The 21,107-nt window shown below is 61.3% G+C and carries 16 protein-coding genes and 1 pseudogene; 10 read left to right on the plus strand and 7 right to left on the minus strand.

The genetic code is table 11. From position 1 onward, the window contains the following. The first annotated feature begins 85 nt into the window (after positions 1 to 85). The 3 genes from B4L76_RS23185 (at position 86) to B4L76_RS23195 (ending at position 1,693) form a co-directional block, all read left to right on the plus strand. Positions 86 to 646, plus strand: a complete 561-nt coding sequence (locus B4L76_RS23185) for a Smr/MutS family protein (RefSeq protein WP_225776814.1) — start codon at positions 86 to 88, stop codon at positions 644 to 646. A 70-nt stretch (positions 647 to 716) separates the two neighbouring features. Beyond that, a complete protein-coding gene (gene folE / locus B4L76_RS23190) occupies positions 717 to 1,262 on the plus strand; it encodes a GTP cyclohydrolase I FolE (RefSeq protein ID WP_170028840.1) in 546 nt (181 codons plus the stop codon). Positions 1,263 to 1,321: 59 nt separating this feature from the next. Continuing rightward, the gene (locus tag B4L76_RS23195) at positions 1,322 to 1,693 is read left to right on the plus strand and encodes a glutaredoxin family protein (protein WP_296235406.1); all 372 of its coding nucleotides are present in this window, start codon (positions 1,322 to 1,324) and stop codon (positions 1,691 to 1,693) included. 69 nt (positions 1,694 to 1,762) lie between these two features. Here the strand turns inward: B4L76_RS23195 and B4L76_RS23200 are convergent, their stop codons facing one another. Beyond that, positions 1,763 to 2,365 carry a glutathione S-transferase family protein gene (locus tag B4L76_RS23200; protein ID WP_296235407.1) on the minus strand — a complete coding sequence of 201 codons (603 nt, stop codon included), beginning with the start codon at positions 2,363 to 2,365 and terminating at the stop codon, positions 1,763 to 1,765. A 145-nt stretch (positions 2,366 to 2,510) separates the two neighbouring features. Between B4L76_RS23200 and B4L76_RS23205 the strand changes: the two genes are divergently transcribed. After that, positions 2,511 to 3,701, plus strand: coding sequence for a benzoate/H(+) symporter BenE family transporter (locus tag B4L76_RS23205; protein WP_296235408.1), 1,191 nt, complete (start codon positions 2,511 to 2,513; stop codon positions 3,699 to 3,701). Between the two features lie 144 nt (positions 3,702 to 3,845). Here B4L76_RS23205 and B4L76_RS24460 read toward each other — a convergent pair whose 3' ends face one another. From B4L76_RS24460 to B4L76_RS23215, 3 genes and pseudogenes are all read right to left on the minus strand, one after another. Next, positions 3,846 to 4,727 carry a methyl-accepting chemotaxis protein gene (locus tag B4L76_RS24460; RefSeq protein ID WP_414707279.1) on the minus strand — a complete coding sequence of 294 codons (882 nt, stop codon included), beginning with the start codon at positions 4,725 to 4,727 and terminating at the stop codon, positions 3,846 to 3,848. Between the two features lie 24 nt (positions 4,728 to 4,751). Beyond that, positions 4,752 to 5,786 (minus strand): annotated as a pseudogene (locus B4L76_RS24465) (methyl-accepting chemotaxis protein); the annotation flags it as partial. Positions 5,787 to 5,904: 118 nt separating this feature from the next. Beyond that, on the minus strand, positions 5,905 to 7,302 hold the full coding sequence (locus tag B4L76_RS23215) for a PLP-dependent aminotransferase family protein (protein ID WP_296235410.1): 1,398 nt from the start codon (positions 7,300 to 7,302) through the stop codon (positions 5,905 to 5,907). A 164-nt stretch (positions 7,303 to 7,466) separates the two neighbouring features. Here B4L76_RS23215 and B4L76_RS23220 point away from each other — a divergent pair, with 164 nt between their 5' ends. Beyond that, on the plus strand, positions 7,467 to 8,624 hold the full coding sequence (locus B4L76_RS23220; protein ID WP_296235411.1) for an MFS transporter: 1,158 nt from the start codon (positions 7,467 to 7,469) through the stop codon (positions 8,622 to 8,624). Positions 8,625 to 8,643: 19 nt separating this feature from the next. On the opposite strand, the gene B4L76_RS23225 is transcribed toward B4L76_RS23220, so the two are convergent. Continuing rightward, positions 8,644 to 9,405 carry an SDR family oxidoreductase gene (locus tag B4L76_RS23225; RefSeq protein WP_296235452.1) on the minus strand — a complete coding sequence of 254 codons (762 nt, stop codon included), beginning with the start codon at positions 9,403 to 9,405 and terminating at the stop codon, positions 8,644 to 8,646. 175 nt (positions 9,406 to 9,580) lie between these two features. Here B4L76_RS23225 and B4L76_RS23230 point away from each other — a divergent pair, with 175 nt between their 5' ends. Continuing rightward, positions 9,581 to 10,582, plus strand: coding sequence for an NADP-dependent oxidoreductase (locus B4L76_RS23230; protein WP_296235412.1), 1,002 nt, complete (start codon positions 9,581 to 9,583; stop codon positions 10,580 to 10,582). A 126-nt stretch (positions 10,583 to 10,708) separates the two neighbouring features. Here the strand turns inward: B4L76_RS23230 and pyrF are convergent, their stop codons facing one another. Next, entirely contained in the window at positions 10,709 to 11,410 is a 702-nt protein-coding gene (gene pyrF / locus B4L76_RS23235) for an orotidine-5'-phosphate decarboxylase (RefSeq protein WP_186678047.1), read from the minus strand. Positions 11,411 to 11,591: 181 nt separating this feature from the next. On the opposite strand from pyrF, the gene B4L76_RS23240 reads away from it, so the two are divergent. Further along, a complete protein-coding gene (locus B4L76_RS23240; RefSeq protein WP_010952850.1) occupies positions 11,592 to 11,759 on the plus strand; it encodes a DUF2897 family protein in 168 nt (55 codons plus the stop codon). 240 nt (positions 11,760 to 11,999) lie between these two features. Here B4L76_RS23240 and B4L76_RS23245 read toward each other — a convergent pair whose 3' ends face one another. Further along, the gene (locus tag B4L76_RS23245; protein WP_296235413.1) at positions 12,000 to 12,335 is read right to left on the minus strand and encodes a ComEA family DNA-binding protein; all 336 of its coding nucleotides are present in this window, start codon (positions 12,333 to 12,335) and stop codon (positions 12,000 to 12,002) included. Between the two features lie 692 nt (positions 12,336 to 13,027). Here B4L76_RS23245 and wecB point away from each other — a divergent pair. From wecB to B4L76_RS23260, 3 genes are read left to right on the plus strand one after another with little or no spacing between them, the layout of a single operon-like run. Then, positions 13,028 to 14,170, plus strand: coding sequence for a non-hydrolyzing UDP-N-acetylglucosamine 2-epimerase (gene wecB / locus B4L76_RS23250; RefSeq protein WP_296235414.1), 1,143 nt, complete (start codon positions 13,028 to 13,030; stop codon positions 14,168 to 14,170). After that, on the plus strand, positions 14,167 to 15,429 hold the full coding sequence (gene wecC, locus B4L76_RS23255) for a UDP-N-acetyl-D-mannosamine dehydrogenase (RefSeq protein ID WP_296235415.1): 1,263 nt from the start codon (positions 14,167 to 14,169) through the stop codon (positions 15,427 to 15,429). The genes wecB and wecC overlap by 4 nt, the downstream gene beginning before the upstream one ends. A gap of 13 nt (positions 15,430 to 15,442) precedes the next feature. Then, positions 15,443 to 21,004: a glycosyltransferase family protein gene (locus B4L76_RS23260; RefSeq protein ID WP_296235416.1), complete on the plus strand. Its 5,562-nt coding sequence runs from the start codon at positions 15,443 to 15,445 to the stop codon at positions 21,002 to 21,004. Positions 21,005 to 21,107 lie beyond the last annotated feature (103 nt).

Here is a 21,107-nt window from a genome sequence, read left to right on the forward strand (position 1 = left end):
GTCCCGCGAAGAGGCCCGCACTGACGACACAAGGCTGCGCACTCACCGCCTCTCGGGTAAACTACGCCGCCCACGTGGAGGCATCATGCAAGACGACGATTTTTCCCTGTTCAAGGCTGAAGTGCGTGGCGTAAAGCCGATCAGGCACGACCGCGCCGACGTCGGCAAGCCCAAGGCCGACCGCCAGCAGCTGGCCGGCCTGCGTCAGGCGGCGACCGTGCGCAGTGACAAGGCGCTGGTGATCGATGGCATGTCTGACCAGTTCGTCATCGACGTCGGCGCCGAAGACGAGCTGCTGTGGCGTCGCGACGGCGTGCAGGAAGGCCAGTTGCGCAAGCTGAAGCTGGGGCAGATTCCGTTCGAGGGCAGCCTCGACCTGCACGGCATGACCGTGGAAAAAGCCCGCGAAACCCTGTGGGATTTCATCGCCGAAGCCACCCGGCTGGAGGTGCGCTGCGTGCGGGTTACCCACGGCAAGGCCGCGCGCCTGGACGGCAAGCGCCCGATGATCAAGAGCCACGTCAACACCTGGCTGCGCCAGCACCCGCAGGTACTGGGGTTTGCCTCGTGCAACGCCCGCCATGGCGGCACCGGCGCAGTCTATGTGATGCTCAAGCGAACCATGCTCGAAGGCCGCGACGAGTAACGCCGCGCTTGCAGCGCCGCCCTCGCCGCCGTACCCTTCGCCTTTGCGATTTTTTCCCACAGGTAGATCCATGTCCCTGGAACAGAACTACACCGAGATCCTCAGCCAGCTTGGCGAGGACGTCTCCCGTGAGGGCCTGCTCGACACGCCCAAGCGGGCTGCAAAGGCGATGAAGTACCTTTGCCGCGGTTATGAGCAAACACTGGAAGAAGTCACCAACAACGCGCTGTTCAGCTCTGACAACAGCGAAATGGTGCTGGTCCGGGACATCGAGCTGTATTCGATGTGCGAACATCACATGCTGCCGTTCATCGGCAAGGCCCACGTTGCCTACCTGCCCAAGGGCAAGGTCCTGGGCCTGTCGAAAGTGGCACGCATTGTCGACATGTACGCCCGCCGCTTGCAGATCCAGGAAAACCTCAGCCGCCAGATCGCCGAGGCCGTGCAGCAGGTTACCGGTGCGGCGGGTGTGGCCGTGGTCATCGAAGCCAAGCACATGTGCATGATGATGCGCGGTGTCGAGAAACAGAACTCGACCATGATCACCTCAGTGATGCTGGGTGAATTCCGCGAAAACGCCGCCACCCGCAGCGAGTTCCTCAGCCTGATCAAGTGACCGGCTGTCGCCCCAAGCCGACCCCGCCGGGTCGGCTTTTTCATGTTCAGGAGTTGCCCATGATCGTCAAAGCCCTGCGGGTTGGCCTCGGCCAACTCATCGTGTTCGGTGACTGGATCAGCCGCCCGGCCAAGCGCAAGCGCGACGCCGCTGCCCAGGCCCGCGTCGAACAGGCGGCCAAGGGCCTGGCGCTGTATCAGTTCCATGCCTGCCCGTTCTGCGTCAAGACCCGTCGCACCCTGCACCGCCTGAACGTGCCGGTGGCGCTGCGTGATGCAAAGAACGACCCGGTCCACCGCCAGGCCCTGGAGGAAGGCGGTGGCCGAGTGAAGGTGCCGTGCCTGCGCATTGAAGAGGCCGGCAAGGTGACCTGGCTGTATGAATCCAAGGCCATCATTGCCTACCTGAATGAGCGGTTCGCGTCGGCCTGACGCTTTGTAGGCAGCCTGTGCCGGCCCTTTCGCGGGTAAACCCGCGAAGAGGCCGGCACACGTTAAAGATCAGCCCGCCATCGGCACATGCCGCGGATGGTTGCTGACCCGCTCCAGCCAGGCCCTCACCGCCGGGTAATCGGCCAGCTCGAAGCCGCCCTGGTGCGCCACGTGGGTATAGGCATACAACGCCACGTCGGCAATCGAGTACTGCTCACCGACCAGGTATGGCGTCATCTGCAACTGCCGCTCCATCACCCTCAGCGCCTTGTAGCCGCCCTTGTGCAGCTTGCGATACTCGTCCACGCGTTCATCCGGCAAGCCCAGGTAGAACTGGATGAAACGCGCCACGGCAATGTACGGCTCATGGCTGTACTGCTCGAAGAACTGCCACTGGAGTACCTGCGTACGCAGGCGCGGCTCGGCAGGCAGGAACTCGCTGCCGTCGGCCAGGAAGTTCAGAATGGCATTGGACTCCCACAGGTAGCTGCCGTCTTCGAGCTGCAGTACCGGCACCTTGCCGTTGGGGTTCATCGCCAGAAACTCGGGCGTTTCCGTCTCGCCCTTGAGAATGTCCACCGGGTGCCACTCATACGGCCGGCCCAGCAGGCTCAACATCAGCTTGATCTTGTAGCAATTGCCCGACTGGTAGTCGCCATAGACCTTGTACATCGCCCCTTCACTCCCAAGCAGTTCTGCATTTGCGCCCAATAGTTGGCGACTGTACGGCTAAAAGCAATGGCCGCTGTATGGCAAGGATCATTCTTGCGCGCTGTAGTCTGAAAAAACTGCTTACACCTTTACAAGGATTTTGTTCATGACCGATGCCACTTCCGCTCGCCTGCGGCCACTGGCGGACAGCTCTCCGTCGGCGATCGTCGCCGGTTTCATCGCGATGCTCACCGGTTATACCAGTTCGCTGGTGCTGATGTTCCAGGCCGGCCAGGCGGCCGGGCTGACCAATGCGCAGATTTCCTCGTGGATCTGGGCGTTGTCGATCGGCATGGCGGTGTGCAGCATCGGCCTGTCGCTGCGCTACCGCACCCCGATCACCGTGGCCTGGTCCACCCCGGGTGCCGCCCTGTTGATCACCAGCCTGGGCGGGGTCAGCTACGGCGAAGCGATCGGCGCCTACATCACCTGCGCCGTGCTGGTGCTGGTCTGTGGCCTGACCGGTAGCTTCGAGCGCCTGGTCAAACGCATCCCGGCCTCACTGGCCTCGGCGCTGCTGGCCGGCATCCTGTTCAAGATCGGCAGCGAAATCTTCGTGGCCGCCCAGCACCGCACCTTGCTGGTACTGGGCATGTTCTTCAGCTACCTGCTGGTAAAGCGTCTGTCGCCGCGCTACTGCGTGCTGGCCGCGCTGCTGGTCGGCACGGCATTGTCCGGCGCCCTGGGGCTGCTGGACTTCAGCGGCTTCCGCCTAGAGGCCGCCACGCCGGTGTGGACCACGCCGAGCTTCTCGCTGGCGGCGACCATCAGCATCGGCCTTCCGCTATTCGTGGTGGCCATGACCTCGCAGAACATGCCCGGGGTGGCCGTGCTGCGCGCAGATGGTTACCAGGTACCGGCCTCGCCGCTGATCTCGGCCACCGGCCTTGCCTCGCTATTGCTGGCGCCATTCGGCTCGCACGGGGTCAACCTGGCGGCGATCAGCGCGGCGATCTGCACCGGGCCACATGCCCATGAGGACCCGGCCAAACGTTATACTGCGGCGGTGTGGTGCGGGATTTTCTATGGTATTGCCGGGGTGTTTGGCGCGACCTTGGCGGCACTGTTTGCGGCGTTGCCGAAAGAGCTGGTGCTGTCGATTGCTGCGCTGGCGTTGTTCGGCTCGATCATGAACGGGCTGACCGTGGCCATGAGCGAGGCGCGTGAACGGGAGGCGGCGGTGATTACCTTCATGGTTACCGCTTCGGGGCTGACCTTGTTCTCGATCGGTTCGGCGTTCTGGGGGATTGTGGCGGGGGTACTGGCCTTGATGATTCTCAACCCGCGCAGGGCCTGAAGGTGTTTGTTGCCTGTACCGGCCTCTTCGCGGGGTAAACCCGCTCCCACAGGGATCACTCATTATTCAGCCTTTTGGTATTCCTGTGAGAGCGGGTTTACCCGCGAAGAGGCGGGGACAGGCAACACACAGTTCAGGCACAAGTCACAATCTGAAATGCCCCACCATCCCCTTCAGGTCGGTACCCAACTGCGCCAGCTCGACACTCGACCGGGCATTGTCCTGCATTGCCAGGGCCGCCTGGTCGGCACTGCTGCGAATCTGCGTGACGCTGCGGCTGATCTCTTCCGCCACCGAGCTCTGCTGCTCGGCCGCTGCCGCAATCTGCTGGTTCATCTGCTGAATCAATGACACTGCCGCAGCAATGCTGCCCAGCGCGCTTTCAGTCTGCAATACATCGGCTACTGCCAGGCGCACCAACTCGGTACTGCCACGGATCTGCGCCACCGACTGCTGGGCATTGCCGCGCAGGCTGGCGACCAGGGTCTCGATCTGTTCGGTCGATTGCCGGGTACGCCGCGCCAAGGCGCGTACTTCATCAGCCACCACGGCAAAACCACGCCCCTGCTCACCTGCCCGGGCCGCTTCGATAGCCGCATTGAGCGCCAGCAGGTTGGTCTGCTCGGCCACGCTCTTGATCACTTCCAGCACGTCGCCAATGGTATGAATCTCGGCACTGAGGCTGTCGATGCCGGCGCTGGCCGTTTCCGCTGCCGCTGCCAATTGCTCGATACGCTGCATGCTCTGGCGCACCACCTGCTGCCCGGAATCGACCTTTTCGTCCGCCGCCTGGGCCGCCTGGGCCGCCTCCTCGGCGTTGCGCGCGACATCGTGAACGGTGGCGGTCATCTGCTGCATGGCCGTCGCCACCTGTTCGGTTTCATCCTTCTGGCTACCCACCTCGCGGTTGGTCTGCTCGGTCACCGCCGACAGCGCCTGGGCATTACCGGCCAGTTGCTCTATCCCCTGCTGCAAACCGCTGACGATCCCCGACAGCCCCTCCGCCATCTGCTGCATGGCCTGCATCAGCTGGCCCACTTCATCACGCCGGGGCGCCTGGGCGTCAAACCCCAGCTCACCGGCAGCAATGCGCTGCGCACGGGCGATCACATGCTTGAGCGGGCCGACCACGGCACGGGTAATCAACCAGGCGGCCAACACACCGACCAGCAGCGCCAGGGCTGTCGCCAGGCCAATGGCCACGGCGTTGCGCTGCAGTTCGCCCTGCAGCGCCTGCTCCTGTGCCTGGTAGGCCTGGTCGACGCGGCCGGTGACCCGCTCGGCACTGGCCTGCAATTGCGCCTTCAGCCCTTGCTCGCGGGCCAGCTGGTCCGTGTATTCGTTGAGTTTTTCCGAGAAACTGCCAATGTGCCCGGCCACTTCACCCAGCACGCTCTGGTAGCCGGCGTCGCTGACCGCGCCCTGCAACTGGCCGACCAGGCTGGCAGCCTCTACGGTCTGGGCGATGCGCTCCTGGCTGACGCCCTCTTCACCTTTGCGGCTTTTTTCCAGGCGTACACGCGCTTCGTCCATGGCCTGCAGCATCAGCCGCGACACCTGCGCCACCTGCGCAGCCTGTTCCAGGAAGGTACCCCCCTCCTGGCCTTGGGACTGCTTGAGGGTATAGACGCCATCGTCGGCCAGTCCGGCCTGCAGCACATCGAGGTTGTTGGCCACGCTGGACACCGACCAGCTGGCCATGTCCAGCGCCAGCTCCTTGGCCTGCACCGCCTCGACAAAGGCTTCGAACGCCTGCCCATACGCCGTCAGGTCGGCCTCCGCAGCAGCCAGTGCCGGCAGGCCCCGCGCGCGTTCGGCCAGGCTTTGCAGGCCGCTGCGCAAGGCCTCGGCCTGTTTTATGTCAGAGCGCAGGGCAAACGCCTGCTCATGTTGACGCAGGCGCAGCAGGTCGGTATTGAACTGGGCGAACTGGCGCAGGCTGTCGAAGCGCTGGCCAACGCTGTGCAGCGCAGCAATGCCGATGGCCGCCACCGCCAGGGTCAGCACCAGCACCAGGGCAAAACCCAGGCTGAGTTTGCGGGCCATGCCCAGGTTGGCCAGCACACCGTGCTTGCTCGCGCCCATTGCCGATTCCCCTTCTGCTGGCGAGGTTATCTTGAAGGTCCAAGGGTGGCAACGTTGCCAGCCGCTGAACAAGGGCCTGACGTCAGAATAGTGTCAAATAGCTATGAGCGTGTCGCTATCAGCTTTGCAGAGGTCGCCCTGCGTGCTGAAAGAAGGCTTGCGCGCGGGCGTCCTGCCCATAGGCGACATTGATGCGCAACCAGGCGCTGGCAGTGCCCTGGTAATCAAAGGCGCTGCCCGGGGTCAGCAGTACCGCATGCTGCAGCGCCAGGCGCTCCAGGCTGGCAAAATCGCGGCCTGGCACACACGCCCAGACGAACATGCCGCCATAAGGTTCGCAGAACACTTGCCAGCCCGCCAGTTCCAGCTGGCCAAGTATTTTCGCCATGTGCTGCCCCAGGCGTACGCGCAGGCGCTGCATGCTCTTGCGGTAGCTGCCGCTGGCCAGCATCTGCCCCACTACCTGCTCGGCAAAACGCGAGGTGCCGATACCGCTGACCATCTTCAACTCGGCCAGGCGCGCCACCAATGCCGGGTCGGCGACCAGATAGCCGACCCGCAGCGAGCTGCTGAGGGTTTTCGAGAAACTGGACATATAGATGACCCGCTGCTCGCTGTCGAGGGTGGCCAGGCGGGTAGCCGGCCCTTCCTGGAAGTCGGCATAGATATCATCCTCGATGATGCGCAAGTCGTGCTCACGGGCCAGCTCCAGCAGGCGGTACGCCACCTTGGGCGTCAGGCTGGTGCCAGTGGGGTTGTGGTACAGGCTGTTGATGAACAGGCAGCGTGGCTTGTGCGTGTCCAGCAGAGCTTCCAGGGTTGCCAGGTCGGGCCCCTCGGCGCCACGCGGAACTGGCAGCATCTGCACCTGGTGCTGGCGCAGCAGGTTGTAGAGGTTGTAGTAACCGGGGTTTTCCACCAGCACCGTGTCGCCAGGACGCAGAAAGCTGCGCACCAGCAGGTCGAGGCCATGGCTGGCGCCTTGGGTGGTGAGGATTCGTTCAGGGCCGGCGGCGACGCCCTGTTGCGCCAGGCGCTTGTGCAACTGCTGGCGCAGGCTGGCAAGGCCCAGGGGTGGGCAGTAGTCGAACAGGTCCTGGGGGTTGCCGCGGCTGACCTGGCGCACCACCTGGGCCAGCTCGGTGGCGGCGCGCCAGCTGCTTGGCAGCCAGCCACAACCCAGCTTGAGCAGTTCGTCATGGCCTTCGCGGAATTGCCGCCAACTGCCGTCTGCGGCTTCGCCCCAAGGTTGGGTGTCGTCTGCTGCCAGGCCCGGTTTGCGCTCGGCGACGAAAAAACCGGTGCCGTGACGCGCTTCCAGCCAGCCACTGGCAACCAGACGGTCGTACGCTTCGATCACACAGGACGCGCTGACCGCCTGGCTGCCGGCCAGGGCGCGGATCGACGGCAGGCGTGCGCCAGGGCGCAGGCGCTGCTGGTCAATCCAGGTTTGCAACTGGTCGGTGAGCTGCTGCACCAAGGGCGTGGGACTGGTGCGGTCGAGGGTCAGGTGCATGGGGCAAACTGTTTGCTGGTTTTGAGCGAACAGTTAAGCATAAATGCGGTAAGGGTGTATCTGGCGAGTGGCATGGGCAGGCACCAGAGTAGGCAGGGCCGGCCCTTTCGCAGGTAAACCCGCCAAGGTGGCGGCGCAAATACGACAAAACCAGGACCCTACCCATGCCTTTCGCTCCGACCCGCCTGGCCTTCGCCCTCTGCCTGATCACCATGGCCGTCAACCTGCCGGCCCCGCTTTATATCACCTACGCCGACCTTTCCGGCCAGGGCGCCGGGGCCACGGCAGTCGCATTCGCCGGCTATGTACTCGGGGTACTGCCGGTGCTGCTGGTCTTGGGCGGCCTGGCAGACCGGGTCGGACGTCGGCCGTTGATCCTGACCGCCCTGACCCTGTCGATGGTCGCCACCGGGCTGATGCTGCTGGCCCCCGGCTTGCAAACCCTGGGCCTGGCGCGCATGTGCCTGGGCCTGGGCACGGCACTGGCCACCGCTACGGCAACCGCCTACATGGGCGAGCTGATGGGCCGCGAGCATGGCCCGCGCGCCGCCACCTGGGTGACGGCCAGCACCTCGCTGGGCTTTGGCCTGGGCGCAGCGCTGACCAGCCTGTTCCTGCTGCGCGGCCCCAGCCTGACCCCAGGCAGCTTCTATCTGCAGTTGTTGCTGGCGGCGTCGGCAATGTCGCTGGTGTGGCGCCTGCCCGACCCTCGGCCGGCACAGCGCCTTCCCATGCTGCGCCTGCCCTGCTACCCGCGCGGCAGCGTGGGCTATGGCCTGGCCATCCTGCTGGCGTGGGCCTGCTCGGGGCTGGTCATCGCCCTGCTCCCCGGCATCCTGCGCGAGCATGGGCTTAGCGTCTGGTCGGGGTTCTCGACCTTTTGTGTCATCAGCTGCGGATTGCTGTTTCAGCCGATGGCACGCCGCCTGAGCAGCCGCAAGGCAACCTTGCTGGGGCTTCTGATATTGCCGTGCAGCTATGCCGTTCTGGCCTGGGGCGCGGCCAGCGGGCAGCTGGGGGCCGTGCTGCTGGGTGCGATAGCGGCCAGCAGTGCGTGTTACGGGTTTATCTACCTGGGCGGGCTGGCGGCGGTGAACCAGCTGGCTGGCAGCGAGAAGACCCGGGCCAGTGCCGGGTTCTTTCTGCTGGCGTACCTGGGGTTCAGCTTGCCGGTGATCTTCACCGGGCTGCTGAGTGACCGGCTCGGATCGCGGTTGGCCTTGCTGGTGTTCGGTGGGGTGCTGACGGTTGGGTGCGTGGCGCTTGGGCTGGCCTTGCTGTCCGGCTCGCTGAAAACCGCCCAGGCGGCACGCTCGGTCTAGGAGCCTGCGATACAGCGGCTCAGATCGCCGTAGCCCCGCCATCCACCGTCAGGCAGTGCCCGGTGGTAAACGCTGCGCCGTCACTGCACAGGTACAGGACGGCGCTGGCAATCTCCTCGACCTTGCCAATTCGCCCCACCGGGTGCATGGCAGCGGCGAACTCGGCCTTGCGCGGGTCGGCCTGGTAGGCACGGCGGAACATGTCGGTGTCGATGACCGCCGGGCACACCGCGTTCACACGAATACCCTTCTTGGCATATTCAATGGCAGCCGACTTGGTCAGGCCGATCACCGCGTGCTTGGAGGCGCTGTAGATGCTCATTTTCGGTGCCGCGCCAAGCCCCGCAACCGAAGCGGTATTGACAATCGCACCAGCGCCTTGGGCCAGCAGCAGCGGCAGCTGGTAGCGCATGCACAGCCACACGCCTTTGACATTGACGCCCATGATGGCATCGAACTCGGCCTCGCTCCCCTCGGCCAGGCGGCCCTGCTCGATCTCGATACCGGCATTGTTGAAGGCATAGTCGAGCCGGCCATAGGCGGCAATCAGGCGTTCGTGCAACTGGCGCACCTCGGCGTCGCGGGTGACGTCACACGCAATGAACAGCGCCTCGCCACCCGCCGCACGGATCAACGCCACGGTGGCCTCGCCGCCGGCCGGATCGAGGTCGGCCAGCACCACCTTCAGGCCCGCCTGGGCGAATGCCAGGGCGGTTGCCCGGCCGATGCCGGCGGCACCGCCGGTGACCAGGGCGACCTGGCCGGAAAAGGTCATGCTCATCGCGTGCTCCTGAGAGTACTGGGTGGGGTCCAGAGCATAGTCAGCCAGCACCCGGCCGGGCAGCATCATCACCCCTCCGGTTGGGCTACCATGCTTGTCAGTGATGTTACGGACCTGCCTACATCAACAGGGTAGATTGGATGCCTAACCTCCACACCGCCCACAAGGACCTGCCATGACCCAGACCAACCGTCGCTTCCTGCTCGCCAAACGCCCGGTCGGCGCCGTGCGCCGTGATGACTTCAGCTTCGAGACGGTTCCCGTCGAACAACCCGGCGAAGGCCAGGTATTGGTGCGCAACCTGTATTTGTCGCTGGACCCGGCCATGCGCGGCTGGATGAACGAAGGCAAGTCGTACATCCCCCCCGTGGCGCTGGGCCAGGTGATGCGAGCGCTGGGTGTTGGCGAGGTGGTCGCCTCCAACCACCCCGCTTTCAAGGCGGGCGACCATGTTAGCGGCGCCCTTGGCGTGCAGGACTACTTCACTGGCGATGCCCAGGGCCTGCACAAGATCGACCCCAGCCTGGCCCCCCTGCCCCGCTACCTGTCGGCACTGGGCATGACTGGCATGACCGCCTACTTCGCCCTGCTGGAAGTCGGCCAGCCCAAGGCCGGCGACACAGTGGTGATTTCTGGTGCGGCTGGCGCGGTGGGCAGCATTGTCGGACAGATCGCCAGGATCAAAGGCTGCCGTGTGGTCGGCATTGCCGGCGGGGCCGAGAAATGTCAGTACCTGAAAGACGAACTGGGCTTTGACGGGGTGATCGACTACAAGGCCGAAGAAGTGCTGGCCGGCCTCAAGCGCGAATGTCCCAAAGGCGTGGATGTATATTTCGACAACGTGGGTGGCGACATCCTCGACGCCGTGCTGACCCGCATCAACTTCAAGGCACGCATCGTGATTTGCGGCGCGATCAGCCAGTACAACAACAAGGAGGCAGTGAAAGGCCCGGCCAACTACCTGTCACTGCTGGTCAATCGCGCACGCATGGAAGGCTTTGTGGTAATGGACCATGCCAAGGACTATGGCAAGGCCGCGCAGGAGATTGCCGGGTGGCTGGCCAGTGGGAAGGTGAAGAGCAAGGAAGATGTAGTGGAGGGGTTGGAGACCTTCCCCGAGACGCTGCTGAAGCTGTTCAGTGGCGAGAACTTTGGCAAGTTGGTGCTGAAGGTTTGATTGCGGGGTTGGGCCTGTAGGTTTAGGGCTTGGGCGGTTTTGCGCCTGGTAGATCGAGCGCCGCGCTGGCGGCGCTCGGTTTCGCCGGCACTACGGCGCTCAAGGCGAGCACCTCAGGCAGGCAACTTACCCACGAATCTCCGCCACCACCGCGGCCAGCGCCTGCGCCGGGTCGGCGGCCTGGCTGATCGGCCGGCCGATCACCAGGTAATCCGAACCGGCATCCAGCGCCTGGCGCGGGGTGAGGATACGGCGCTGGTCATCCTGCGCACTGCCCGCCGGGCGAATGCCCGGGGTGACCAATTGCAGCGACGGGTGCGCTGCCTTCAGCGCCGGGGCCTCCAGCGCCGAGCACACCAAGCCGTCCATGCCAGCCTTCTCGGCCAGCGCCGCCAGGCGCAGCACCTGCTCCTGCGGGTCGATATCCAGGCCGATACCGGCCAGGTCTTCACGCTCCATGCTGGTCAGCACGGTCACGCCAATCAGCAACGGCTGCGGGCCGCTGCGCTTGGCCAGCTCCTCACGGCAGGCCGCCATCATGCGCAGGCCACCGGAGCAATGCACGTTGACCATCCATACGCCCATCTCGGCCGCTGCCTTCACCGCCATTGCGGTGGTATTGGGGATGTCATGGAACTTGAGGTCCAGGAACACTTCGAAACCCTTGTCGCACAGGGTTTCGACAATGCCCGAAGCGCTGCTGGTGAACAGCTCCTTGCCGACCTTGACCCGGCACAGCGCAGGGTCAAGCTGGTCAGCCAGCTTCAGGGCGGCCTCACGGGTAGGGAAATCCAGGGCGACGATCAGGGGCGTCTGGCAGGCGGACATGGCAGGGTCTCTTGGCAAGTCGAAAACGGCGCGCATTGTAAACGAACTGGCGCAGGCTTTGGGGCCCGCGGGTCACGGAATTGGCCCGGGACGGCCTGGCTCCTATAATTGAACCAACGGAACGGGTAATTGCTCAAAATTCGTACAAGCGCTGCCCCTCATCGGTAAAGGAGAACGACACATGCCCTGGTATGCCTGGCTGATACTCATCATAGCCCTCGGCTCTATCGTTGGCGGGCTGATGCTGCTGCGCGACACGGCCAAGAAGCTGCCGCTGACCGAGGAGCAGCTGCGCAAGGTGCACGAGCGCAATGCCGAAGCGGATGCCAAGGATGCACAGGATCGCTGAAGACCAAAGCCAATGGACTGAAAGCCCGACGTGTCAGATAGCACTTTGACGCGCTGTGCAGGTAAAAATAACTCCTTGTTTTCCCTGATATTTATTGCCTGTGCTTTGCACCCTGCCACGACAAAAGGCCGCTCCTGCAAAAGAATGATCCATTACGAGAGCGGCCTTGCACCGGACTGGCTTGTAAAGCGGCCTGAGGTTAAAGGCAACCTCAACGCAACAGCCGCCTCCCCCTTCCGCTTACTTCACCGTCAGCTTGTCCCGATTCCGCTCCAGCAGTGCGTTGCCAATGCCCTTGATCTCAAGCAGCTCATCCACCGAGGCGAAGGGCCCATTGGCCTCCCGATAGGCCACGATGGCCTCGGCCTTGGCCTTACCAATGCCATTCAGCTCCTTCTGCAAAACCGCTGCATCAGCCGTGTTCAGGTCCAGCCGCTGCGGCTGCTGGGCCTGATGCTCACTGACCATGGGTACCGGCTCGGGCGTTGCCGTTGCGCTGGCGGGGGCCGCGCTGACGGAAAAGGACAGGCTGGCGAACAGGGGCAGCAAAAGGTACGACAGTACGTTGTTACGCATGGTGAACACTCCTTGGGTTGGTCTTTTCCAGCAGCCGCTCTCCTTCGGCTGCGTAATCAACCCTAGCGGTTGTTCGATAATGCAAACAGGTTAGCGCGTGGGTTATTCGTTACTGAATCCGACAATAAACAAACCAAGTTCGACCACTGCAAAAACAATGGCATTACGCCATATTTCCGGTTAACTTCATGAAACCGGTGCGATGGCAAATCGCCTGCAGTTAAATTCTCGTTTAACCACCGTTTCATTCAGTCCAAAAGCCGTTGCTTTTCCTACAACCCTTATCGGTTAAGGCTTCCATCCATTCGTCGTATGTTTTCGTCGTATCAACCTTATTGGCATGATGCCTGAATAACATCAAACAATCGTTTTTCCTGATTTAACCTAACAGAATTGGATCCAATTATCCGATAGCAATGGCCAATTTCCTACACAAGAAGGAAAAAAACGTGCCAGAGAGGGTGTCACAGAGATGACGAAATGATAAATTTGCGTTCATTGGACGACCGCCACGCTTGAAGGATCCGAGCTCAGATGAATTTTTCTTCATGCCCCTCCAGGCTTCCAGTTCGCTTCGGCGTGCATGGAGTAGCCCAGGCCACCCCCCTTGGCCGTTTTGTGTAACACCCTCGAGCTTCACCCGTAGCACCCGATCCAACCGCCTTTACCCCCATACACAGAAGACCGTCGCCGTGCCCCTCAAGACCCTCACTGTATTCGGCACCCGCCCAGAAGCCATCAAGATGGCCCCGCTGGCCCTCAACCTTGCCCAAGATGCCCGTTTTGAGTCGCGCGTCTGCGTCACTGGCCAGCACCGCCAGATGCTCGACCAGGTATTGGAGCTGTTCGAGATCTCGCCCGCCTATGACTTGAACATCATGAAGCCAGGCCAGGATCTGACCGATGTGACCACTGCCATCCTGCAGGGCCTCAAGCCCGTCCTGGCCGAATTCAAACCCGACGTGGTGCTGGTCCACGGCGACACCGCAACAACCTTGGCCACCAGCCTGGCCGCCTACTACCAGCAAATTCCTATCGCTCACGTAGAAGCTGGCCTGCGGACCGGCAACCTGTATTCGCCCTGGCCGGAAGAAGGCAACCGCCGCCTGACCGGTGCCCTGGCCGCCCTGCATTTCGCACCAACCTCCACTTCGCAGGACAACCTGCTGAAAGAAGGCATCGACGCCGCGGCCATTCATACCACCGGCAACACCGTGATCGACGCGTTGCTGGAAGTGGTGCGCAAGCTGGAAAGCCCCCAGCTGAAAAGCCAGTTCGAAACCCGGTTCAGCTTCCTTAACCCGCAGCGCCGCATGGTGCTGGTCACCGGCCACCGCCGCGAAAACTTCGGGGGTGGCTTCGAGCGCATCTGCCAGGCCTTGGTACAAACCGCGCGTCAATTCCCTGACGTGGACATCGTTTACCCGGTGCATCTCAACCCCAACGTACGCGAGCCAGTCAACCGGCTGTTGGCTGATGTCAGCAACATTCATCTGATCGAGCCACTGGATTACCTGCCGTTCGTCTACCTGATGACCCGCTCGTACCTGATCCTGACCGACTCCGGTGGCATTCAGGAAGAAGCCCCTGCGCTGGGCAAGCCGGTACTGGTGATGCGCGATACCACCGAGCGCCCTGAAGCCGTCGCCGCCGGTACCGTCAAGCTGGTCGGCACCGACGTCGAGTCGATCACCGAGCACCTGGCGAAACTGCTAACCGACGATGCGACCTATCGCGAGATGAGCTTTGCCCATAACCCCTACGGCGATGGAAAAGCGTGCGCGCGAATCCTCGACGCACTCTCCGCTTTCTCTAACCCCAAGGACGCTGCATGAGCTTCAACAAGATTTCTGTCGTAGGCCTGGGCTATATCGGCCTGCCAACCGCTGCCGTTTTCGCCGCCCGCAAGAAGCACGTGATCGGTATCGATGTGAACCAGCATGCGGTCGACACGATCAACCGCGGCGAAATCCATATCGTCGAGCCTGAATTGGACATGGTGGTACATGCTGCCGTCACCGAAGGCTACCTGCGCGCCTCTACCGTTCCGGAAGCAGCCGACGCTTTCCTGATTGCCGTGCCAACCCCGTTCATGGATCACCACCAGCCGGACCTGAGCTATATCGAGTCCGCCAGCAAGGCCATTGCGCCAGTGCTGAAGAAGGGTGACCTGGTTATCCTCGAATCCACCTCGCCGGTCGGCGCTACCGAGCAGATGGCCTTCTGGCTGGCCCAGGCCCGCCCGGACCTGAGCTTCCCGCAAACTCACGGTGAAGATTCCGACATCCGCGTGGCCCACTGCCCTGAGCGCGTATTGCCAGGCCATGTGCTGCGCGAACTGGTGGAAAACGACCGGATCATCGGCGGCATGACCGCGAAGTGCTCGGAAGCGGCCGTGCGCCTGTACCGCACCTTCGTTGAGGGTGAGTGCATCGTCACCAACGCGCGCACTGCCGAAATGTGCAAGCTGACCGAAAACAGCTTCCGTGATGTGAACATCGCCTTCGCCAACGAATTGTCGATCATCTGCGACAAGCTGGACATCGACGTGTGGGAGCTGATTCGCCTGGCCAACCACCACCCGCGCGTCAATATCCTGCAGCCTGGTCCTGGCGTGGGCGGCCACTGCATTGCCGTCGACCCTTGGTTCATCGTCAGCCAGACCCCGGAGCAGGCGCGCCTGATCCGCACCGCCCGCGTGGTCAACGACAGCAAGCCCGAATGGGTGATCGACAAGGTCAAGATGGCCCTGGCCAACTTCCTCATCAAGAACCCGAGCAAATCGGCCCAGCAAGTGAAAATCGCCTGCTACGGCCTGGCCTTCAAGGCCGACATCGACGACCTGCGCGAAAGCCCGGCGCTGAGCATCGCCGAGCGCCTGGGCAACGAGCTGGAAGCCACCCTGCAACTGGTCGAGCCGAACATCGAAGCCCTGCCGCAGCGCCTGGCGCGCCACGCGCACGTGGAATTCGACTATGCGCAGGACAGCGCAGACATTCACGTACTGCTGGTGAAACACCGCGAGTTCCGCGGCACCTTCAACGTGCGTGACGCAGCATTCGTGATCGACGCCGCTGGCGTTACCCAGGCTTGATGGACCGAACCGCATGAACAACCCCACGCTTGAGACCCCTACCGTGAACACTGAGCTGCCTTCACCTTTGGCCGACATTCATGACCGCGTGATGGAAGCCTACTACGGCAAGCTGGGGGATCAGTTCATGCGCGAAACGCAGTCCCGCATCCACTGGATCTGCGCCCAGGTCAAAGGGCGTCGGATCCTGGATGTCGGTTGCTCGCAGGGCATCGTGCCCCTGCTGCTGGCACGGGAAGGCTGCCAGGTCATCGGTGTGGACACCAGCCCCCAGGCCATCGAAGAAGCCAAGGGCTACTTGTCCGCCGAACCGGCCCATATCCAGCAGAACGTCACGTACATCAATTCAGACTTCCTCGCGCTGGACACGCTCGAGGTTGAACCGGACACCGTCGTCATCAGTGAAGTGCTCGAACATCTGGTACGCCCGGAACTGTTCGTTGAAAAAGCCCATGAGCTGCTCAAGCAGGGTGGCCGGTTGGTGATCACCGTGCCGTTCGGGGTCAATGAGTTCATTGACCACAAACACACGTTCTACCTGATGGAACCGTTCCGGCTGCTGGCCGAGCATCTGCAAATCATCGAAGTGAAGATGCTTGGCAAATGGCTGGGTATCGTTGCGGTGAAGAGCGAAACGCACAAGCCAGGCGTTATCGACTCGCTGGCTATCGAACGCGTGCGTGAGCTTGAAAAAGCCTTCGAATCCATCGAGCGCGCTTTGCGTGGAAATCTTGGTGCGATCGCTAAGCAACTGGAAGATACGAACAGAAAGTATCGTACCGCCAACGAGCAGATTGCCCAGCTCAAGACCGAAGCCCAGAAGGCTGAAGCGCTTTCCAGACAGCTACAAAACCGCGATGCCGACCTTGCGGCACTGCAACAGTCCAGTGCGCGCAGTATTCAAGAGCTCAATGAAGTACTCAATTCGCTCAGGGCCGAGTTGAGCGAGGCGAATGAAAAGGCCCTCGCTACTGCCCAGCAGTGTGCTCAATTGGAACAGCAAAACGCCGTAACCAACGACCTGCTGGGACAGCGGAATCAGGAACTGGAGACTCTGCAGCAGTACCTCCGCAACCTTGAAAAACAACTGTCTTGCGCAAACCAGCAGCGTGTTGCGGCTGAAGGACTGGCAGCAGCATCCTCCGAGCAACTGCTGCAGGCCCGCCAGATCAACGACGGACAGGTAGAAACCATCACCAGACTTCGTGCGCAGCAAGCCGCCTTGCAAGCCAGGCTGGAAAATCAGTTGCAAGCGACCACTGAGCTGCGGACTCAGGCCGAGCAAACCAATGCTGGCCACATAGATACCATCACCGCCCTTCGTGCTCAACAGGCAGCGCTGAAAGCTGCCCTCGAAAGCCAGCGGCAAATGTCAGCCGCAACGCAGGCCGAGGCAGAGCAGGCAATGAGCCAGCTGCGAAACGCGAGCAATCAGGAGATTGCCGAAAAAGATGAGTGCATCACTACGCTGCGCATGCGCCAAGCGGAATTGGAAGCCGAACTTGAAAGCGAGTTGGAGTATATGAACGAATTGCAGGCCCAAACCCAACGGGCCGACGCTGCACAGGCCGAAACCATTGCCCTGTTGAAAGCACGTCAAGCCGAGCTGGAGGGCCAGTTGCAGGCTATGAGCGAAACACAGGCACGCAGCGAGCGTGAGCATGCCGCCCAAGCCAACACCATCAATACCTTGGTGGAGGTGCGCAATGGCCTGGAGGAGCAATTGCATGTACTGATGCAGGCAAGCACCCAAGCACAACAAGCCCAGGCAGAACAGGCAGAAACCATTGCCTTGCTGAATCAGGCAAAAGATGAGTTGGTCGAACAGCTGGCACTCGAAACTGCCAGTCGCCAGGCCGCGGAAGCGAGCCTGGCGGCTACCAATGAACAATGGCAGGTCCTGCGGATGCAGCTGGAAAGCGAGCTGAACTCGTCAAAAGCAGGCTTGGGCGCCGCAAATATGAAGTACCGTGCCCTGAGCAGTGAACAGATTCCGCAACTGAAGGCCAACCTCAATCAGTTGCTGGAGCGCAGCGCGGCACAACAGCGCAAGATCGACGAGCTCAACGCAAATCTGGAGCGTGCCAACACGCAACGCCATCTGGCTGAACAGCGGCTGGTCAAGACACGTGCCAGCATGACTTACCAGCTCGGCTACCAAATAAAGAACAGCGCCACTTCATTGAGCGGCCTGGTAAAACTGCCAGTGCGCTTGTTACGTCTCTACCGCAAAGCCAACCAGCAACGCCAGCAGAGTGAACAGAAACGTATTGCCAGCGAACCGCTGAAGGCCCTGCTGCCGCCAGCGCCAGTCGTCCAGGATGAGAATTACCTGAAACTGCCAGAAGCCTTGGAGACCAGCGCACAAAGCCGCTCTGCGCTGTTACGCCAGGCCGATCAGCCGGTAAGCCGCCTGAAAATGGCCTGCGTGATGGACGAATTCACCTTCGGCTCCTATCGCTACGAATGCGACCTGATGCAGCTCACCCCGAACAACTGGAAAGCAGAACTTGAAGCTTTCCGCCCGGAACTGCTGTTCATCGAATCAGCCTGGCGTGGCAAGGATGATCTGTGGGGCAGCAAGGTTGGCCATAACAGCCAGGAACTGCAGGACATCCTCACCTGGTGCCGTCAGAACAAGGTGCCCACCGTGTTCTGGAACAAGGAGGATCCCGTTCATTTCGAGACCTTCCTGACCACCGCCAAGCAGTTCGACCATGTGTTCACCACCGATATCGACTGCATTCATCGCTATAAAGGCGCTCTCGGTCACGAGCGTGTCTACCTGCTGCCTTTTGCCTGCCAGCCCGCGCTGCATAACCCGATCGAACTGTACAAGCGCAAAGACGCCTTCTGTTTCGCTGGCGCCTACTATGCTCGTTACCCGGAGCGCACCCGTGACCTGGGCAACTTCGTTTGCGAGTTGCCGAAGTTCCGTCCGCTGGAAATTTTCGACCGAAACTTCGGTAAGAACGACATCAACTACCAGTTTCCTGAGGAATACCAGCCGTATATCGTAGGCACCCTGCCCTTCGAAAGAATCGACACGGCATACAAAGGCTACCGCTACGCAATCAACCTGAACTCGATCAAGCAGTCGCAGTCGATGTTTGCGCGTCGGGTGTTCGAACTGCTGGGTTGCAACACTATTACTGTCAGCAACTTCTCGCGCGGTGTACGCTTGCTGTTCGGCGACCTTGTTGTCACTACTGACAATGGCGAAGAGATGTTGCGCCGCCTGCAATTACTGGCAGAAGACCCGCTCAACAGTGACAAGCTCAAGCTCGCCGCCCTGCGCAAAGTGATGCAAGAGCACACCTACACCCAGCGCCTGGATTATGTGCTCAGCATGGTGACAGGCACCGCCAAGGCCCAGCGCCTGCCGGAGATCGTCGTCGTCTGCGAAGCGCAAGATCGTCAGCAGTTCGACATGCTGCGCGCCCACCTTGACCGCCAGGCCTACAGCCAGGTCCGCATGGTCATCATCACCGATGCCTATCAAAGCAGCATTGTCAGTGATGACCCTCGCATTCTTGTGCTCAAACCGGCCCAACTGAAAAAATCCAGCCTTGGCGAGCTGGTCGGTAGTACGCCGTGGATTGCCGCGTTTGTACCGGGCGATTATTACGGCCCCAACTATTTGATGGACCTGGCGCTGGCGACACGCTACAGCAATGCACAGGTGATTGGTAAAGCCGCTCATTTCACCTGCAAGGGGCCGAATGCTGAGCTGCTGTCGGCTGAACTGGCATACCATCCGGTTCCGTCCCTGAGTGCACGACGCGCGTTGGTGGCGACCGAAATCGTTGCCGGTCAGCCATTACTCACCTGGTTGAAGAGCCTGCCATCGCTGACGTATGCGCATGAGCAAGGCTTGGCTATCGACCCATTCAACTATTGCGAGAATGGTGCGGCGAAACACGAAAAGATCAGTGTCAAGGTCGATGACCTGCAACTGGACCTGGGCATGACCATCGATCAATTGCAGGCTCGCGCCCAAGCCATTGCGCCGTTGAAAGTCAACCATGACTCGCCGGAAATCAGTGGCCGGGCCTTGGCCGACATCTTCGGCGCCAAGCACAACAAATTCCTCGACCTGAGTGTCGATGTGGATAGCTGGCGTGTAAATTCCAAGCTGGCAGATGGCAAACATGAATATGTATATGCACTGAACGAAATCAGCCTGGACGAGCTGAATATCCAGGACCGAAAGCTCAAGCTGTACCTCGACTGCTCGCCTGGCCTGAACCTGCAATTGGTGGTGCTGTTCCTCGATGCCGAAAAGCAGCGAATCAGCCACGTGATGCAGCATGCCAACCGTAATCAGACTTCCGAAGTGCCGCCCGAGGCCGCCTTCGTGCGTTTCGGCCTGCGCGCCTATGCCTCCGGCAATACCGAAATCAAGGCTTTGGTGCTTGGCCACCGCAACTTGCAACCTTCAGAGATGCTTGGCCGTTCGCAACACTTGGTAGTCACCAATCATTACCCGGCCTATGAAGACCTGTATCGCAATGGCTTTGTGCACAGCCGAGTAATGGCGTATCAGGAACAGAACCTGAACGTTGACATTTTCCGCCTGCGCAAGAATGAAGCCGTCAGCTATCACGAGTTCCAGAACGTGGACGTGGTAACCGGATGCCAGACCACACTCGTCAAGATGCTGGAAAGTGGCCAATACAAGAGCGTACTGGTGCACTTCCTGGATCCCGATATGTGGGCAGTGCTCAAGCGCTTCACCCACCTTGTCAAGATAGTGGTGTGGGTACACGGCGCTGAGATTCAGCCGTGGTGGCGTCGCGAGTACAACTATTCGGACGAACTTCAGTTGGCCCTGGCGAAAGTCGAGAGCGAAAAACGTATGGCGTTCTGGCGTGAGACGCTGACCAATATGCCAGCCAACCTGAAGCTCGTCTTCGTATCTCGCTACTTCGCTGAAGAGGTCATGGAGGATGTGGGCTTCCGCATTCCTGAGGATCGCTACGAAATCATTCATAACCCCATTGATACGGAACTCTTCTCGTACCAGGCCAAGCCAGATGCGCAGCGTATGAAACTGCTGTCCATTCGCCCCTATGCGTCGGCCAAGTACGCGAACGACCTGAGCGTCAAAGCGATTGAGTTGCTTGCCGGAAAACCCTACTTCAAGGACCTTGAGTTCCGCATGATTGGTGATGGCAACTTGTTCGAGGATACCCTCGCCCCACTGCGCAAATTCAGCAACGTGACCATCGAGCGCGGCTTCCTCAAGCATCAGGAAATTGCAGCACTGCACAAACAGTACGGCCTGTTCCTCTGCCCGACCCGTATGGATGCCCAGGGGGTTTCACGGGATGAAGCGATGGCCTCCGGTCTGGTCGCCGTGACCAACGCTGTTACGGCTATCCCTGAATTCGTCGATGACGAATGTGGGGTTCTTGCACCCGGTGAAGATGCCCAGGCGATGGCAGACGGTATCGCCCGGGTGATCGAATCACCGGAACTGTTCCGCAGACTGTCCGCTGCGGCTCGTATGCGTGTTGAAAAACAAACTGCCAAGCATTCAATCATCACCCGTGAACTTGAGCTGATTCGATAAGTGATCCGGGTGCCTAGCCAACTGCAGGTACCCTCGGCCGCGCGGCAGCAACACTGCCGCACCTGCCCTCGAGCAGCTGTCAGCGCCTTGTAGCGCCACTGGG

It is taken from the genome of Pseudomonas sp. UBA4617 (genome assembly GCF_002386445.1).
In the GTDB taxonomy this organism is placed as follows: Bacteria; Pseudomonadota; Gammaproteobacteria; order Pseudomonadales; family Pseudomonadaceae; genus Aquipseudomonas.

What these genes read in the sequence shown, in the direction of transcription:
- B4L76_RS23230 (WP_296235412.1), top strand. Translation starts at nt 9,581, where the DNA reads ATGACCCAGACCAACCGTCGCTTCCTGCTCGCCAAACGCCCGGTCGGC.
- B4L76_RS23205 (WP_296235408.1), top strand. Translation starts at nt 2,511, where the DNA reads ATGACCGATGCCACTTCCGCTCGCCTGCGGCCACTGGCGGACAGCTCT.
- B4L76_RS24460 (WP_414707279.1), bottom strand. Translation starts at nt 4,727, where the DNA reads ATGCAGGCCATGCAGCAGATGGCGGAGGGGCTGTCGGGGATCGTCAGC.
- B4L76_RS23245 (WP_296235413.1), bottom strand. Translation starts at nt 12,335, where the DNA reads ATGCGTAACAACGTACTGTCGTACCTTTTGCTGCCCCTGTTCGCCAGC.
- B4L76_RS23220 (WP_296235411.1), top strand. Translation starts at nt 7,467, where the DNA reads ATGCCTTTCGCTCCGACCCGCCTGGCCTTCGCCCTCTGCCTGATCACC.
- B4L76_RS23200 (WP_296235407.1), bottom strand. Translation starts at nt 2,365, where the DNA reads ATGTACAAGGTCTATGGCGACTACCAGTCGGGCAATTGCTACAAGATC.
- pyrF (WP_186678047.1), bottom strand. Translation starts at nt 11,410, where the DNA reads ATGTCCGCCTGCCAGACGCCCCTGATCGTCGCCCTGGATTTCCCTACC.
- B4L76_RS23215 (WP_296235410.1), bottom strand. Translation starts at nt 7,302, where the DNA reads ATGCACCTGACCCTCGACCGCACCAGTCCCACGCCCTTGGTGCAGCAG.
- B4L76_RS23240 (WP_010952850.1), top strand. Translation starts at nt 11,592, where the DNA reads ATGCCCTGGTATGCCTGGCTGATACTCATCATAGCCCTCGGCTCTATC.
- B4L76_RS23195 (WP_296235406.1), top strand. Translation starts at nt 1,322, where the DNA reads ATGATCGTCAAAGCCCTGCGGGTTGGCCTCGGCCAACTCATCGTGTTC.
- B4L76_RS23260 (WP_296235416.1), top strand. Translation starts at nt 15,443, where the DNA reads ATGAACAACCCCACGCTTGAGACCCCTACCGTGAACACTGAGCTGCCT.
- wecC (WP_296235415.1), top strand. Translation starts at nt 14,167, where the DNA reads ATGAGCTTCAACAAGATTTCTGTCGTAGGCCTGGGCTATATCGGCCTG.
- folE (WP_170028840.1), top strand. Translation starts at nt 717, where the DNA reads ATGTCCCTGGAACAGAACTACACCGAGATCCTCAGCCAGCTTGGCGAG.
- B4L76_RS23225 (WP_296235452.1), bottom strand. Translation starts at nt 9,405, where the DNA reads ATGAGCATGACCTTTTCCGGCCAGGTCGCCCTGGTCACCGGCGGTGCC.
- B4L76_RS23185 (WP_225776814.1), top strand. Translation starts at nt 86, where the DNA reads ATGCAAGACGACGATTTTTCCCTGTTCAAGGCTGAAGTGCGTGGCGTA.